Below are 15,397 nucleotides of genomic sequence, written 5' to 3'. Positions count from 1 at the left end.
CTTTTTAAAAAGAGGCCGGAACTTTTGTCCCAGCTTCTTTTTTTCTGTCCTAAATTGGGGACTTGTGTATAAAGATGTGGGAAAGTTATACACAGACCTGTGTATAAACAGGTCAAAAACAGTGGAAAACCCTCCATTATGGGGATATACTTGTGAATTGTATTGTGTAGAAAAAATGAAAATATAACAGCTAAAGAGGCTAGGATGATTCAGAATGGGGAGAAATTAGGCTTTTGCCTTGTGGAATTGTTGATAAGCTTGTTGATAAGTTGGTCTGCTCCAAGGAACTGTTATAATAAAAACAAAAACACCTGCAGGAACTGCTTAAGCAGAGACTGCAGGTGTAGAGGATAGTCAAGAAAAGTTTTTAAAGCTTCTCTAAGTAGTCGATTTGTTCGAAGCGGTCGCGATTGACGACAGCGACGACTAAGTCATCGGGACCGAAGTGGTAATCAGGATCGAACTTGGTATTCAGGGTTTCTTTGACCTGTTTACGCAAACCGATGATATTGATATCATAGTGGCGGCGGGGGTCGAGCTCATCGACCGTATGTCCCAACCACTTTTGTGGGACTCGGAATTCAACAATGGCTGTTTCGCTGTCGAGCTTGACCATGTCTTCTAGGGAATTGCGGCTCAAGACATCGGCGATATGCTCGCCGGATTCAATCTCAGGAAGGACCACCCGGTTGACCTTCAGGGCATCGAGGACCTTAGCGGCGGATTGGTTTTTGGCCTTACAGATGATGGTTTCAATGCCGAGTTCACGGGCGTTGATCACACCGAGAACACAGGATTCTAAATCGCTCCCTGTGGCAATGACAATCACATCGCAATTGCCAAAGCCGCTTTCGCGCATAAAGTCTAAGTCGGTAAAGTCGCCAATTGAAGCGATGGCCAGGTCATTTTCCAGGGCATTAACAATTTTTTCATCTCGGTCACAGGCAATAATATCAATGCCATTGTGGGAGAGAGACTTGGCAAGGGCTGAGCCGAAAAGACCCAGGCCTAGGATGCCGACAACACGATTTTTTTTACTCATTCTATTCACCTATCCTATAATAATATTGGTTTTTGCGTACTGAATATCTATTTTCTGACGTTTGCGTCCTAGTAAGACTAAGAAGAGGGTCATCGGGCCAATTCGTCCGATATACATTAAGAGCATGAGGGTGCCCTGGCTGGCCATGGACAGACTGGGGGTCAGGTTACAGGAGACCCCGACTGTCGCTAGGGCCGAAATGGCTTCAAAAAGCAGGTGGAGATAGGGCACTTGGGGGTCAAAAGTTAAGAGTAAGGCGCTTCCTGTAAAGAGGAGGGCCGCATACATTAAGGCAATGGCAAAGGCCTTGCGCACAGTCGAATCTGGAATGGTATGGTGGTCGAAGCTAGCATACTTAGACTGGCGAATTTCTTTCAAAGCGAGCATGAGGGTTAAGGCGAAGGTAGTGACCTTCAAACCACCAGCTGTCCCGCCAGCACCACCCCCGATAAACATGGTCAGGACAAAGATAAGCAAGCTGACCGGATGGGTTTGGCTGTAGTCTACGCTAGCGAAGCCCGCCGTCCGCATGGTTACCGTTTGAAAGCAGGAAACTAAGAGCTTGTCCAAGGGATTTAAGGGGCCCAGGGTATTAGGATTGGACCACTCAACCAGAAGGAAGAGGAGGGTGCCAAGGACGATCAGGAGGACAGTCAGGCCCAGCACTAATTTCGTGTGGGGACGGAGGTGCTTGATGAAGTAGGAGAACTTAATGCGCTTCTTCTCATGGTAGAAGCGTCGGAACTGTTGGCTGATATCGAACCAGACGCTAAAGCCGATGCCACCTAGGATGATTAGAGCCATAATGGTCAGATTCAAGATGGGGGCGGTTTGATAGTCGAGCAGGCTGTTATTCCCCATCAGGTCGAAGCCAGCATTACAGAAGGCCGAAACAGCTGTGAAGAGACTGTGGAAGAGCCCCCTAGCTAGGCCAAAGCGGGGAACGAAGAAGGTCGTGAGCAAAAGAGCTCCGATGCCTTCGATGACGAGGCTGTACTTGAGAATCCGACTCAGGAAGGTGGAAAGATCATCCAGTTCCGAGTGGTTGAGGGCATCACCCGTCGCCATCTGGTTGCGGATGTCTAAGCGTTGGCCGAGGCGGTGGTAGACGATACTGATGAGGGTCATGAGCCCCAGTCCCCCTGTTTGAATGAGACCCATCATGACGATTTGTCCGAGTAGATTGTAGGAATCATGGATGGATTGGGTCCAGAGTCCCGTTACACAAACGGCTGAAACCGAAATAAAGAGGTTGTCCCAATAAGTCGCTTGGGAACTCGCTGTTTGGCAGATCGGCAGGCTCAACAAGACCGAACCAATAAGGATCACCACTAAGAAGCTCAAAGCAATTTTTTGCGAACTGCCGAGCTTATTTAAGAATTGAAGCATAAGATATGTTACTCCTTTTAAGCATTGAGAATAGCCAAAAGCTTGGCGGAAATGATATTATATTAGCGGCTTTAGACAGAAAAATAAAGTAAAGTTTAGCTAAAAGATAAAAATGACCTATTCACTGACTGATTTTGCATAGAATGGATGGATTAGCATGCAAGTAAAATTGATTGTTGTTGGTAAATTAAAGGAAAAATACCTCAAGCAGGGGATTGCGGAATATGCCAAACGTCTCCAAGCTTATTGTAAGTTCGAAGTGATCGAAGTTAAGGATGAAGCGACTCCGGAAGAAGGCTCGGAGGCAGAGCTCGACCTAGTCCGCGATAAGGAAGGAGAGCGCATCCTAGCTAAGATCAAAGCCGATGACTATGTGGTCCACCTGGCTCTCGACGGCGACTTATTGGATTCAGAAGGCTTGGCAAAGAAATTACAGAATGCCATGACCCATGGCAAGAGCAGCTTTGTCTATGTGATTGGAGGCTCAGTTGGGACTAGCCAAGCCGTCCGTCGTCGGGCCGATTTAAACCTCAGCTTCGGCCGTTTAACCCTCCCCCACCAACTCATGCGCTTGGTCTTGGTGGAACAAATTTACCGCAGCTTCCGCATCCAAAACCACCAGCCTTACCATAAATAAAGCTCATTACAAGAAAAGCTCGCCTCTCAAAAAGAGAAACGAGCTTTTAGTGTTTGATTAATTTTGTTGGTCAGCACTTGCTGGGGCTTCTTCCGAATTAGAGAAGAAGCTCTTAACAAAGGCAACAATCTGGTCCCAGATACTTTGAGCATCCTGGGCTAATTGTTCCTTATCCGCATTATCCCAAGCAGACTTGGCATTTTGGATAATTTGGTCCCCGTTCTTCAAGAGGTCCTGGCCAAATTGATTAATGGCATCCTTTTGTTCCTGGGTCAGTTCAATCTGGCTAAATTGTTGCATCAGGTTAATGATGGACTGCTTATTCTCTTCCGAAATGACCTCATTCAAATTATAGTTGTTGATAATGTTGTTGACGATCACTTGGATTTGTTGGCTGTCAATTTGGCCATTGTTTTCATCTTTAGCCTTTTGGATCTCGGTTTTGATTTCGGCAATGGCAGCATTCATAGCCTCGTCAGAGAAGCCTTCCTTGCCTTGGTTTTCTTCGTTGATCTTGGAAGTGGTGGTTAACTCATCTTGGGCGACGCTGACAGCTTGGTCGTTTAATTGGTAACCAGCGTCCTGGAAGGCCTTGTAAACACCAGCTAGGGCACCTGAACCATCAACGGGAACAGCAGAAGCGACCTTAATGTCCACATCAACGGCTCCGGCTGTTAGGGCCGCATTCTCATACTGGAGTGGAGTAATGGCCGTAATGGTTTTTGGGGTGACAATTTCGACGGTAACATCCCCATTGTTCTTGGCTGGAGTGATATAAGCCGAAGAGTAAACCTGGCGATAAGGGTAGTTGTCTTGTAGGAGACCGTTCAATTCATTAATATTCACTTGAATTTCTTTAGCCCCATCTTGGACACCCAGGGCCTGCTTAGTTTCTTGGTATTGGCTCTGGTTTAAGCTCTCTCCATAGGTAAACATGGGATTGATTTGGATCTTATCAGCAAGTACAGTGGGCACCAAGTTCAAGCTAAGCACAGCCAGGCTGGCGCCGAGGGCCACTTTCTTCAATAATGCTTTCATTTGTATAACCTACTTTCACAATTTTGACTACATTATAGCACGTTTAGCGGTGGGGGCTTTTAGCTTTTGCTTAAATTCTTCCTAAAAAAGTCTAAAGGCCTAAGTCCTTCATCTCTTCTGGACGGGCAATCTCATTAGGGTCAACGATTTGATAGCCTTGGTCCTTCAAACCCTGAATGATAGCAGGCAGGGCTTCAGCTGTCCATTGGGTATCGTGCATGAGGATATTAGCGCCCGGCTGTAAGAATTCTGATTCTAAGGTTTGCTTGGTGAGGGCCTCAGCGTCCTGGTAGTCGGCCACCCAGTCATAGCCAAAGGACCAGTTCATCGCTAGCATGCCGAATTCTTCCATAAGGCCGTCTAAAGCTGCGTTAGTGGATCCAAAAGGTGGACGGAAGAAGTAAACTTTGTCCCCGGTGACCCCTTCAACAGCCTCGTTGGTCGCTTGGATCTCTTCACGGGTCTGTTCTGCCGTCAGGTCGTTGAGGTTAGCATGGGTTTGGGTATGGTTACCGATCACATGGCCCTTGTCAGCAATCGCTTTAATTGCGTCCCGGCCTTCCTGATCTTCCAGGTACATGCCGTTAGCGAAGAAGAGACCTTTGACGCCGGCATCTTCCAAGTGCTTAGCAATGGTCGGTGCATTACTGGTCGGAAGGGGGCGGGGCACATCGTCAAAGGTCAAGAGGACGACATTAGGATTAGCATCACCGATCGGCCGCACGCTATAAGTGGCGGGGTCGATATAGTATTTAGGGGCTTGCCTTTCCGTTTGGGCCTCGTTCTTAGCATAGGGTTGGTCCGTTTCCGCTTCGCTTTCCTGCTTGCAGCCAAAGAGGCAGAGGGCTAGGAGAGCCAGCAGGGCCAAAAAGTTTCGTTTTTTCATAAATTTTCTCCTCCAGAGCATATTCCAACTTGATTCGAGTAAAAGCCGGATCAAAGTGTGGTAAAATGTAGGTATCCAATAAGAGATGGCCCAAATGACCATCCAAATTGTAAGTCTATCATACCATAAAGGAGGAAGTCTGCACATGGATCACAAGAAGCAATACCGTCTTCTTCGTTACATTGAAGACGATGCCCATATTTCTCATAAGGCACTCGCCAATGCGTTGGAAGAAGATGTGGAAACTGTATCAGCTACCATTGCGGAATTAGAAGAGTTAGGTATTATTTCTGGCTATAAGACCATGATTAACTGGGATGCCACAGAAAGTGACTATGTTTCAGCGATGATTGAAGTTTCGGTTAATTTACACAAGGGAGCCTCTTATGAAGAAGTGGCGGAAATGATGTACCGCTTCAAGGAAGTGGAAGCCCTCTACTTAACCAGCGGGGCCTACGATTATATGCTCTTAACCAAGCGGGCACCTATGCAACAAATTTCACGCTTTGTTAATAAGTTGGCCTCAATCGATGAGGTTTCCGGTACGGCGACCCATATCGTGATGAACCGCTACAAGGACCATGGCACCATCTTTGAGAGTAAGTTAAAAGATGGGGAACGGTTGGTGATCTCTCAATGACAAAAAGCCTCAACCAAACCGTCCTTGATATGGCACCTTCTGGTATTCGTCGCTTCTTCAATGTCGCGAATGAAGTGCCAGGGGTCATTTCACTAGGTGTTGGGGAGCCAGACTTCGATACGCCTTGGACGGTCCGCCAAGCGGCCATTAAGAGCCTGCGCCAAGGTCGGACCTTCTATACGGCTAATGCAGGTCTGATCGAACTGCGCAAAGAAATTGCCAAATACATTGACCGCCACTACGGCCTCCACTATGATCCAGAAGAGGAACAGATCGTCACGATTGGTGGGAGTGAAGCCATTGACTTGGCCTGCCGGGTTCTGATTAATCCAGGTGACGAGGTTATCGTCATGGATCCTAGCTATGTCTCCTATCTGCCTTCTGTCCAACTGGCTGGTGGGGTGCCTGTGCCTGTTCGCTTGAAGGCAGAGGACAAGTTCGTTATGCAAGCCGAGCAACTTGAAGCAGCCATTACGGATAAGACCAAGGCCATTATCTTAAACTATCCGAACAACCCAACTGGGGCGGTCTGCTTAAGAGAGGACATTGAAGCCCTGGCTCAAGTGATTAAGGATCACGATCTCTATTGCATTACTGATGAAATCTATTCTGAGATTTGGTATGCCGATGAGCCTTATACCTCGATCGCCTCGATTCCGGGTATGAAGGAGCGGACTGTTTATATCAATGGCTTTGCTAAGGCCTTCTCTATGACGGGTTGGCGCTTGGGCTATGTCTGCGCTCCTAAAGAAATCACGGAACAGATGCTCAAGGTCCACCAATACACCATCATGGCAGCACCAACCACTTCGCAATATGCGGGGATTACCGCTCTCAAGGAGTGCGATGATGAGGTTGCCGATATGCGGGATGATTACTTGGAACGGCGTAACTTCCTTATGAGTCGCTATCGTGAAATAGGCCTACCTTGCTTCGTACCAGAAGGGGCCTTCTACACCTTCCCAGACATTCGCGAATTCGGCATGACCAGTGAAGAATTTGCCCTAGAACTCTTGGATCGAGAGAAAGTCGCAGTGGTTCCTGGTTCTGCCTTCGGTGAATCAGGCGACGGCTTCTTACGGATTTCCTATGCTTATTCCATTAAAGAGCTCGAACGGGCGATGGATAAGATTGAAAACTTTGTTAAAGAATTGCGCGCTGAAAAAGCATAATACAACTAGTTTTTTACCACATTGTGCTGACGAGCATCCGTTTCGCTTTTGAATTTGATCGTTAAAGAGCCATGGCACCGGTTCGAGCCAAGGTCTCTCACCTAGCGAGCTTCAAAGGGCTAGTAACGGCTTACGCCGACTATCCCTAATTCACATCGCTTGCTGTTTCATGGCTAACGATCAAATTCAAAGCTCCACTCCTGCTCACAAGTAACTAGTATAAAAAGTGTTTACTAATTACTAGTCACCAACAAAAAAGCATAGAGCCAATAAAAATAATTACCATGCCAAGTGAGGCAAATCCATATCTAGTCGAGATCTGGAGCCTTGTCTTGGCATGTTTTTTTTTAGTTCAGAGGCAAGGGTTAAAGAAAAATTTTAGTTTTGATGGTATCTGAGTGTGAGCGCCTCGTGTCTTGCCCGGCCCGTGCTATAATAGAGCCAAGCTTTAAGGAGGTGTCTGAATGCGTTTAGTGGATTATATTGCGGCCTATAGTGACCAGACTTTCGATGACATGCCCCTCAATGAAGTTGATATTGCAGCTCTAACGGAATTGTCTAACTTAGAGATGGATGACTTGGTGCCAGCTGATCTGACGGGCGAAAGCTGGGTGACCCTAGCCCAGGTTCAAGTTTGGGTCGCTAAGACCTACCAGGCGAATGTGCGAGATATCTGGAGCTATATTAGTCAGGGGCGCCATGACGTCCTCGACGCCTTGGTGGAGACCGAACGCTTTCGCCAAGTCCGCCTCTATGGCTTTCGAAGTCTCTTAGACCAAGAAAAGGGCGTGCAGTTTGCGGCTCTAATGGTTGAGCTTCCGGGCTATAAGAAATTAGTCATCTTTCGTGGGACGGATAATCATATCGTCGGCTGGCAGGAGAATTTCATGCTGGCTTACCGCAAGACCATGCCCTCCCAAAAGGCAGCTGGCCGCTATTTGGCGGAAGTTCTGGACCAGGATGATCAAGATCAGGTCATCATCGCCGGACATTCCAAAGGTGGCAACCTAGCCTTGGCGGCGGCTATCCAACAATCAGCTACAGACCAGGAATTGATTGAAGGAATCTATGTCCTAGACTCGCCTGGTTTCTACGAGGAAACTTTTGAGCAAGTAGGCTTTAGACGGATTCAGTCTAAGGTCTATGAGTACCTGCCGGAAGATTCCTTGATTGGGATTATTCTCCACACAGCGACTGCACCAATGATTATTAAGAGTGGTGGAATCTCTCTCCTCCAACATTTTATCCAACTGTGGGAGATCGAAGGCAAACAGTTTAAACGGGTAGAATCGACCACTGTGACCAGTCAGCTGAGCCAAGAAACCCTTAATATTTGGATGAAATGGCACGGGCCAGAGGAAATTGAATTATTGCTGACGCTTTTATTCGATGCACTCTATAATACGGGGGTCCTCCGCCTCACCGATATTTCGGAACACTTCCGCACCTTTATCAACCGCCTCTATTCAGAGGCTCGAAAGTTAGAGCCCGAGGAACGCCGCTTTATGGTGAAGGCTATCAATGATTTGTTACTCATTTGGGAGGACCTCCACCAGGACCGGCTCTACCAAGTCCAAAGCCGCCACAAACCCCTGTCGCTTTCAGCTGAGGTCTACTTACGGCTCAACCGACTCAATAGGGACCAGTCTTTGGCTAGTGTTTTGATTGGCTGTGTTTTAATAATGATGGGCGTCTTTCTCTTTTTAGAACCGGATAAGGACCTGCATATCTTTGCTGTAGCCTTTCTCTTAGGAACGGCCCTATCAGGCATTTGGGACCTTCGCCATTTCTATCAGGCAGGCCGCAAGCACCTCCACTACGGCAACCTACTGACAGGCTGTTTTTCTATCTTGACCTGTATCTGGGGGATCTATGACTATAGCCAGGGCAGCCAGCAAATCTTTCCCTATGTCCTAGGGGGCTGGATGCTCGGGATGGGCTTGGTTCGTGCCTATCAATTCTTCCGCCTCCGCTACGAAGATTCGCCGGTTCCAATCTGGGGGAGCCTTTTATCTCTGGCGGGAATTCTTTTGGGCGTACTCCTCGTCGGCCACCCTGATTTTAGCCTTTATCTTCCTGACCTCCTCGCTTTGGCCTTTATCGTTCAGGGCATCCAGATGATTGTCAGCTACTTAATCTATCGTAAGGAGAGTGACCTCTACCGCTTCATTGACCAAGCCAAGCATGAGCATATGGATTGAGTCGACCTGGGATTCATGATAGCTTAGAGCTAAAATGATGGGAGGGCTTATGATGTGTACAGGGATTCAGATGACTTATGACCAAGGGGTGGTGGTCGGCCGGACTATGGATGTGGAAGGGCCAGTGCCTTGGAATATTATCTACCAGCCAGCTGACTATCCTGCCGCCGATGACCTCTACCAGGGAGGGACTTACTGTGGTCCTTACCGTCGTTTGGGGATTGGCTTTAGGGACTTGGACCCTCTCAAAGAAGGCGTCAATGACCAGGGGCTCATCGGTATCACCAATGAATTTGTCGGCCCCAAGGCGCGCTTCGCTAAAGCTCCCCAGCCGGGCAAGAAGAACCTGTCGAGCTATCACTTCTTGACTTATGCCCTGGCCAACTATGCCTCCCTTGCGGAAATCCTTGATGACCTGGATCAGCTCTGCCTAGCCAACCATGATCGTGAGGGACAGGCGGTCATCTGCCCCGACTTCCATTATATGTTCACAGATGCCAGCCAGGCTTGCCTGGTCCTAGAGCCTGACCGCGGCCGTTTAATTGCCACTCTCAATCCTTACGGGGTGATGACCAACTCACCCGATATTGATAAGCATTTTAAGTCCTTAGAAAAGACTCTAGCAGGGGATGACTTGCGAGCTTTCAATGCTGCCAAGAACCTACCAGGGGGCTATGATCCCAAGTCACGTTTTATTAAGGCCTATTATCTGAAGGCAATGACGCCTCCAATCCAGGAAGAGGGCCAGGCACAAGCAGCTGCCTTTGACGTCCTGTCTGCCTTGACCCTTCCCCGTGGTTTTATCCGACCGGGTGCTCGGAGCGAGGGAACCTTTACCCGCTATAGTTCTGTCTATGCCAGCCAGAGCCAGACCCTAACCGTTCGTTCCGGGACCAATCCCTTGCCTTACCAGCTGAGTCTCAAGGAGCTCGCCCAAGCAAGCGACCGCCGCGCCTTCTTCCTCCCCGACCACTTCCAGGCTTCTTCTTTAGAAATCTAGAAACTAAAAAAGCCAACTCCTATTTTACGGAGAGTTGGCTTTCGTTTTCTTCAAGCTGTTCAAGGGAAGGATCGGCCAGGCGGTTGAGTTCGTCTTGGAGGGCCTGGGCCATCAATTCCCGCTCCTTGCGAAATTTCATCCGACCAGTGAAGCGTAGGGGGCGGCCAATTTCAAATTCTTGTTTGTGCTTATTGGCGACTAGAGGGATGAATTGGATACGCTGACCATACTTTTTAAAGTAGAGCTGGTCGATGGTTAGGAAACCCTCATAGAGTTCCCCGATGCTTTGGTCGCTATTTTGATAGTCGATGTCGGGGAAGATCGCGATGGGCTGGCCAGCTTGGAGACTGGCCACGGATTCTCTGAAAGTCAGGCGGATCTTCTTACTTTGGCGGTAGACAGGGATGGACCGGGCGCTCTTGAGGAAGAAGACACTGATCCAGGCGGCTGGCCAGGCCACGCATTTGGCTAGGACTTGGGGCAGGCCAAAACGTTTGTAGAAGGTGTAGGAGCTGAAGTGCTTGTAACAGCTTTTGAATTGGGTCAGTTTGGCGAAGACCCAAGGCCGCATGAAAACGGGCGTCCAGATCATCAGACGCAAGGGGCCCTTGAGGTTCTCGTGGTGGGAAACGAAGATGGTCGGCTGATCAAGGTTCGGTAAATCTTCGCCATTAAACTGATACTTAGGCAGGAAGAGGCGGACGACACGCCTCAAAATGCGGAGGCTCCAACCAAAATGTGCTGCCATGAAATCAACTCCTTAACCTAGCTATTGGTCAACTACCAGGAAATCTGGCTATCTCTTAAATAATCGTTAAGACTATTCTATCATAAGCATAGCCTAGAACCACGTATAAGCCCTTATAAGCTGGCGAAAAATCTTGCACCCAGGCTTTTAATATGCTTAACTGGAAGAAAATATGGGTTATTTATTTCAAAATTTTGCTGAGCATACGTTTCGCTTTTTGAATTTGATTCTTAAAAAGCCATGGCACCGGCTCGAGCCAAGGGCTCTCGCCTAGCGAGCTTCAAAGGGCTAGTAAGGCTAAAGCCAACTATCCCTAATTCACATCGCTTGCTTAATCATGGCTAAGAATCAACTTCAAAGCTCCACTCCTGCTCAAGTATACTGATTTTTATAATAAGCCATCCAATTATTTATAAAAAATAAACTATAAATTTAAAATCGCAAAGAAGGTGGTTGTTGATGACTAAGAAAAATTATCCGACTGAACAACTGGAAGTGGAAGTCAAAGCCCTTGATGACAAGGGAATGGGGCTGGCGACTTATCGCTTTCCCGATACAGACCAGGGTAAGGGACGGAAGTTGAAGCTCCGCATCCCTAAGGCCTTACCTGGGGACCGGCTCTTGATTACAGTTCCCAATGCTCGGGGACGGCGCCGGGCTTGCTTAACTTATGACCGGATCCTGGAAGCTGCGCCGAGCCGGATCGGCGGCTATGAACTCGACCAGGCCCAAGTGGGTGGAGCACCGCTCGAATTTATGGCCTATGAGGACCAACTAGCCTTTAAGCAGGCCATGGCCCAGACCTATCTAGCGGACCAAGGCTTTGACCCAGACCTCGTGGGGGAAGTCTGGGGGATGGAGGATCCCTACCATTACCGCAATAAGATTGAACTCAGCTTCTCCAAGGAGGGGGCTTTGGGCTTCTTTGCCCAGGGCGACCAGTATCAGATTGTGGACTGGCAGGACAACCTCCTAGCTCCTGAGATCTTCATGAAGCTTAAAGAAGAAATCCAAGCCTGGCAAGAGCACTGGGGTCTGGCTGGCTATGATAAGAAAACCAAGCAAGGCCTCCTGCGTCAATTGCTCCTCCGTCAAGGCCAGAAGACTGGGGAAGTGATGCTGGCCTTATTCGCCAAGGAAGACAGCAGCCAGTTCCCCGAAGCCGTTGCGGACCTAATCTGGCGGATGGGCGCCTATACCGAGGTGAAGAGCTTGATGTGGATTAAGAACACGGAGATTGCTGATAAGATGGGTGCGGACCAAGTAACCGTCTTAGCGGGCCGTGACTATATCCGCGATGAACTGGCTGGCTTCCACTACCGCCTCTACTTCGATACCTTCTTCCAGCCTAACCCTAGCCAGGCCCAGCGAATGATTGACCTCGTCCTGGACTGGGCGGACCTGACTGACCAGAGCCTGGTCATCGACCTCTTCTGTGGGGTCGGCACCTTCAGCCTGCCCCTAGCCCAGCAGGCCAAGGCCCTTGCTGGGATCGAAATCGTCGACCAGTCCATTGAATCCGCCAAGCGTAACGCCCGGGAGAACGGGCTCGACAATACTCACTTTATGGCCCGTGATGCCCGACGCGGCTTGACTGAGATTGAAGACGACTGGGGTCAAGCAGACCTCTTGCTCCTCGATCCACCCCGCAATGGAGCAGGGGGCAAGGTCATGCGCCGGATCGGACGCTTGGGCACCAATAAGATCATCTATGTCTCCTGCAATCCCAAGACCCTGGCCACTGACATGGCTTGGCTCAGAGACTACGGCTACCAGCTCAGCAAAATCCAACTCGTCGATCAGTTTCCCCATACCCAGCATGTGGAGGCCGTGGCTTTGTTGGAGAAAGAAAGGCTATAAATAAGATAACAGCGAGTTCCCCTGGAGTTGCGGCTTCTAGGGGAGCTCGCTTTTTGGTTATTAGAGGAGAAATGAGCTGGACTCTGCTAGAATGAGGGTAGGCGTATTGGGAAACTGGTCGACGATTTTGGGAAGAATGTACAAACTAGGTTTCAATAAATTTCCACTTTTTTCGTAAGTTGAAAGTGATAATTAACCTAGATTTAAAGCAGGGGAGTAATGACTATGAGAAAAAAGAAGATTGCAATTGTGTCTAATCTTTTATTGCTTATATGGTTTTCACTGGATATGTTTGGGGTGAAAGTCGGTGATAAGTATTTAGTTGAGGGAGCTTTGAAGGAAGATGGCATGTTTATGCTCATTTCTATCATTGTATTCTTTGTATTTTTGTTTACTGATAAGATAGGTAAATATATTCAATTAGGTTGGTTAGCTGGCTGGTTTATATTACAATTCCTTGCCCACGAATGGTATACGATTTTCGGAAAAGGCTTGATGGGTAGTGTTGAAGGTAAAATTGCTTATTTTGAAGATTGTATCCAACTCATAAGCATACCGGGAAGATATGTACCTGACTTATGGCACATTGTTCTGCATGTTTTAATTATTATCGCATTCATCGCTACACTCAGAGTGCCTAATGAAAACGAAAAAATCAATTTGCGAAGGTCATCAGAAAACGAAAAAAGATAGTTTTGCCAATTTAATGGCTAGCGATGATGAGAGGAGCTCCTGAGATGTTTTTTTCTATTAGAGAGGGAAGCAGCATGGTAAAGCTGTAACTATAAAAATATAACAATAAAGTATCATATTCCCTTTACCTTCCAGCTGTTATACAATGGATTTATCCACCTCATCGCTGCAGAGAATTGTGTGGTAAATCTTAAATTGAAAAAGGACTGATGGCATGTTTATTGTTCGAGCATTGATCGAAGGCTTTCTAGTCGCTGTGATTTTTATTGCCTTACTAGGGATCTTGGCTGGGATCGTTTATAAGAAGCTGAAGGCTAAGTCTCCGACTAAAGAAGTGATGACCAAGGAAGTTAGACAAGTGGTAATTGATACACATGATTTGAAAGAAGACCAAGCAAGCTCCCTGATATCCGGGGACGCAGGCGACTTATATTATACTTTCCTAGCTAAATTAGAAGACTTAGTGGATGATCCACAGATCGAGCGGGTATACCTAGACGTTGATCAGATGGATTTAACTTTAGCTCAAATTGAAGAGCTTCTTCCTCTGTTCGAAAAGATGGCGAAGCATAAGGAAGTCATTGCTTATGGCACAGATTTCAACCAACAGAATTATCGTATGGCCTTACTAGCATCCAAGATTTATATGCTAGATACCAATAATGCTAGCTTATGCTTGCGAGGTTATGCTTATTACGATCTCTACCTCAAAGATTTCTTGGCTAAGTTTGGTGTGAAGATGCATGTCTTATCAATTGGAGACTATAAGGTAGCAGGTGAAGCTTACCACCATAATCAGATGAGCCCTGCTAGGCGAGAATCCCTGCAAGTAATGGGGGATGAGGCCTTGGCGTATTTCACCAATTTAGTGAAGCAAAAGCGTGGAGTAGATATTGAGGGGGCAGTCCTGTCAGGAGAACTTGTTTTAGCTGATCGCCAGCAAGCCTTAGACTTAGGCTTGATTGATGGCTGCTTAGGCTATAAGGAATTAGCTATTCATGACTTAGAGCGCACGGTTTCCTTTGATACTTATAAGTGTTTATCGGATAAGGGAGATTCATTTGGCCTAAAGTCGATGAAAAATCCTTTTAGTCGATCAAGCGACCAAGATGAGATCGCACTGGTCTGTCTTTCAGGGACGATTCAATCCAAACCTGGCCAAAAAACGCATATTTCTTATGAGAATGTCAAGAATAAGGTCGAACAGCTCAAGCAGATGGACCATGTGCGTGGTCTAGTTATTCGAATTGATAGCCCGGGTGGGGAAGCCTTTGAAGCAGAGAAGATCTATCAACTATTCAAGCATTTAGACTTACCGATCTATATTTCGATGGGAGATTATTGTGCCAGTGGAGGCTATTATATTGCCTGTGCAGGGGACCGGCTATTCGCTAATCGAAACAGCTTAACGGGATCGATTGGAGTGGTTGCCATGGTTCCAGAATTTACTGGTGCTGTGGAGAAGCTAGATCTCCATCTAGAGAGCGTCAGCAAGGGAGAAGCCACAGATTTCTTGAACCCATTCGAGCCCCTGTCTGATGAATCGAAGGACCGTCTCACCCGTAATATGGAGGCCGTCTACGCTGAGTTTAAGGATCGGGTATCGCTCGCGAGAAAGATAGCGGAAGACGACTTAGAGCCCTTAGCTGGTGGCCGGGTTTATCTGGGGCAAGCTGCCCTCCAAAAAGGTCTAGTCGATAATATCGGGTCTCTGAATGATTGCGTGGAAGCTTTAGCTGATCATCTAGAACTTGAAGATCCAGCCCTTGTCTATATCCAAGAGAAAGTCGATAGCCGTGACTTGCTCAAACAAGTAGGCGGGCCTCTGACTTTAAACACAGTAGAAGACCTCTTGAAGGGACACTTGCTTGAAAAGAATCCCCTTCAGTTCTATGAGGCGGTTCGTCGGAGAATTTAGCAGAGATTGAAAATAGCTAAAACTTTGAACTGTTCTTGTTAAGCTGATAGTTAAATAAATCTTTTACCATGTGTGATTTTGTCATGCATGGTTTTTATTTGGACTTCCAAGGAGCATTTCCTCACAATCTTTCAAGGGATTAAGGATGATTTTTTTGAATTCTGATATTTTCC

Annotated in this window: 13 protein-coding genes; 8 read left to right on the top strand and 5 right to left on the bottom strand. The window is 47.5% G+C overall.

Annotated features, from left to right (window positions below):
* Window positions 1–367 precede the first annotated feature (367 nt).
* Together HMPREF3090_RS06930 and HMPREF3090_RS06925 are read right to left on the bottom strand one after the other, a co-directional pair.
* Window positions 368–1,042 (bottom strand): potassium channel family protein, encoded by a 675-nt coding sequence (locus tag HMPREF3090_RS06930; protein ID WP_070486217.1) that lies wholly within the window; start codon window positions 1,040–1,042, stop codon window positions 368–370.
* 9 nt (window positions 1,043–1,051) lie between these two features.
* On the bottom strand, window positions 1,052–2,431 hold the full coding sequence (locus tag HMPREF3090_RS06925; protein WP_083272423.1) for a TrkH family potassium uptake protein: 1,380 nt from the start codon (window positions 2,429–2,431) through the stop codon (window positions 1,052–1,054).
* A gap of 157 nt (window positions 2,432–2,588) precedes the next feature.
* On the opposite strand from HMPREF3090_RS06925, the gene rlmH reads away from it, so the two are divergent.
* Window positions 2,589–3,068: a 23S rRNA (pseudouridine(1915)-N(3))-methyltransferase RlmH gene (gene rlmH, locus HMPREF3090_RS06920; protein ID WP_067974818.1), complete on the top strand. Its 480-nt coding sequence runs from the start codon at window positions 2,589–2,591 to the stop codon at window positions 3,066–3,068.
* A gap of 57 nt (window positions 3,069–3,125) precedes the next feature.
* Here rlmH and HMPREF3090_RS06915 read toward each other — a convergent pair whose 3' ends face one another.
* Both HMPREF3090_RS06915 and HMPREF3090_RS06910 read right to left on the bottom strand, forming a co-directional pair.
* The gene (locus HMPREF3090_RS06915; RefSeq protein ID WP_067974821.1) at window positions 3,126–4,106 is read right to left on the bottom strand and encodes a DUF1002 domain-containing protein; all 981 of its coding nucleotides are present in this window, start codon (window positions 4,104–4,106) and stop codon (window positions 3,126–3,128) included.
* A 91-nt stretch (window positions 4,107–4,197) separates the two neighbouring features.
* Complete coding sequence (locus HMPREF3090_RS06910) at window positions 4,198–4,992, bottom strand: polysaccharide deacetylase family protein (RefSeq protein WP_067974825.1); 795 nt, start codon at window positions 4,990–4,992, stop codon at window positions 4,198–4,200.
* 145 nt (window positions 4,993–5,137) lie between these two features.
* Between HMPREF3090_RS06910 and HMPREF3090_RS06905 the strand changes: the two genes are divergently transcribed.
* From HMPREF3090_RS06905 to HMPREF3090_RS06890, 4 genes are all read left to right on the top strand, one after another.
* Window positions 5,138–5,632: an Lrp/AsnC family transcriptional regulator gene (locus HMPREF3090_RS06905; RefSeq protein ID WP_067974828.1), complete on the top strand. Its 495-nt coding sequence runs from the start codon at window positions 5,138–5,140 to the stop codon at window positions 5,630–5,632.
* Window positions 5,629–6,804, top strand: a complete 1,176-nt coding sequence (locus HMPREF3090_RS06900) for an aminotransferase class I/II-fold pyridoxal phosphate-dependent enzyme (RefSeq protein ID WP_070486215.1) — start codon at window positions 5,629–5,631, stop codon at window positions 6,802–6,804. The genes HMPREF3090_RS06905 and HMPREF3090_RS06900 overlap by 4 nt, the downstream gene beginning before the upstream one ends.
* 464 nt (window positions 6,805–7,268) lie before the next feature.
* On the top strand, window positions 7,269–9,005 hold the full coding sequence (locus HMPREF3090_RS06895) for an Mbeg1-like protein (protein WP_067974835.1): 1,737 nt from the start codon (window positions 7,269–7,271) through the stop codon (window positions 9,003–9,005).
* A 52-nt stretch (window positions 9,006–9,057) separates the two neighbouring features.
* Window positions 9,058–10,005, top strand: a complete 948-nt coding sequence (locus tag HMPREF3090_RS06890; protein WP_070486213.1) for a linear amide C-N hydrolase — start codon at window positions 9,058–9,060, stop codon at window positions 10,003–10,005.
* Between the two features lie 19 nt (window positions 10,006–10,024).
* Here the strand turns inward: HMPREF3090_RS06890 and HMPREF3090_RS06885 are convergent, their stop codons facing one another.
* The gene (locus HMPREF3090_RS06885) at window positions 10,025–10,753 is read right to left on the bottom strand and encodes a lysophospholipid acyltransferase family protein (RefSeq protein WP_067974841.1); all 729 of its coding nucleotides are present in this window, start codon (window positions 10,751–10,753) and stop codon (window positions 10,025–10,027) included.
* Window positions 10,754–11,212: 459 nt separating this feature from the next.
* Between HMPREF3090_RS06885 and rlmD the strand changes: the two genes are divergently transcribed.
* The 3 genes from rlmD to sppA all read left to right on the top strand — a co-directional run bounded on the left by rlmD (window position 11,213) and on the right by sppA (window position 15,224).
* Window positions 11,213–12,613, top strand: a complete 1,401-nt coding sequence (gene rlmD, locus HMPREF3090_RS06880) for a 23S rRNA (uracil(1939)-C(5))-methyltransferase RlmD (RefSeq protein WP_067974843.1) — start codon at window positions 11,213–11,215, stop codon at window positions 12,611–12,613.
* Between the two features lie 225 nt (window positions 12,614–12,838).
* Window positions 12,839–13,306 (top strand): hypothetical protein, encoded by a 468-nt coding sequence (locus HMPREF3090_RS06875; RefSeq protein WP_067974846.1) that lies wholly within the window; start codon window positions 12,839–12,841, stop codon window positions 13,304–13,306.
* Between the two features lie 214 nt (window positions 13,307–13,520).
* Entirely contained in the window at window positions 13,521–15,224 is a 1,704-nt protein-coding gene (gene sppA / locus HMPREF3090_RS06870) for a signal peptide peptidase SppA (protein ID WP_067974848.1), read from the top strand.
* Window positions 15,225–15,397 lie beyond the last annotated feature (173 nt).

This window comes from Aerococcus sp. HMSC23C02, from assembly GCF_001806805.1.
Lineage (GTDB): Bacteria > Bacillota > Bacilli > Lactobacillales > Aerococcaceae > Aerococcus > Aerococcus sanguinicola.
Note: the sequence above shows the minus strand (reverse complement) of the source record. Positions and strands in the feature narration are given on the sequence as shown.

Bases quoted from the DNA above. Each gene is read 5' to 3' on its own strand.
- HMPREF3090_RS06895 (WP_067974835.1), top strand. From the start codon at position 7,269: ATGCGTTTAGTGGATTATATTGCGGCCTATAGTGACCAGACTTTCGAT.
- HMPREF3090_RS06875 (WP_067974846.1), top strand. From the start codon at position 12,839: ATGAGAAAAAAGAAGATTGCAATTGTGTCTAATCTTTTATTGCTTATA.
- HMPREF3090_RS06900 (WP_070486215.1), top strand. From the start codon at position 5,629: ATGACAAAAAGCCTCAACCAAACCGTCCTTGATATGGCACCTTCTGGT.
- rlmD (WP_067974843.1), top strand. From the start codon at position 11,213: ATGACTAAGAAAAATTATCCGACTGAACAACTGGAAGTGGAAGTCAAA.
- HMPREF3090_RS06930 (WP_070486217.1), bottom strand. From the start codon at position 1,042: ATGAGTAAAAAAAATCGTGTTGTCGGCATCCTAGGCCTGGGTCTTTTC.
- HMPREF3090_RS06915 (WP_067974821.1), bottom strand. From the start codon at position 4,106: ATGAAAGCATTATTGAAGAAAGTGGCCCTCGGCGCCAGCCTGGCTGTG.
- HMPREF3090_RS06885 (WP_067974841.1), bottom strand. From the start codon at position 10,753: ATGGCAGCACATTTTGGTTGGAGCCTCCGCATTTTGAGGCGTGTCGTC.
- sppA (WP_067974848.1), top strand. From the start codon at position 13,521: ATGTTTATTGTTCGAGCATTGATCGAAGGCTTTCTAGTCGCTGTGATT.
- HMPREF3090_RS06910 (WP_067974825.1), bottom strand. From the start codon at position 4,992: ATGAAAAAACGAAACTTTTTGGCCCTGCTGGCTCTCCTAGCCCTCTGC.
- rlmH (WP_067974818.1), top strand. From the start codon at position 2,589: ATGCAAGTAAAATTGATTGTTGTTGGTAAATTAAAGGAAAAATACCTC.
- HMPREF3090_RS06905 (WP_067974828.1), top strand. From the start codon at position 5,138: ATGGATCACAAGAAGCAATACCGTCTTCTTCGTTACATTGAAGACGAT.
- HMPREF3090_RS06925 (WP_083272423.1), bottom strand. From the start codon at position 2,431: ATGCTTCAATTCTTAAATAAGCTCGGCAGTTCGCAAAAAATTGCTTTG.
- HMPREF3090_RS06890 (WP_070486213.1), top strand. From the start codon at position 9,058: ATGTGTACAGGGATTCAGATGACTTATGACCAAGGGGTGGTGGTCGGC.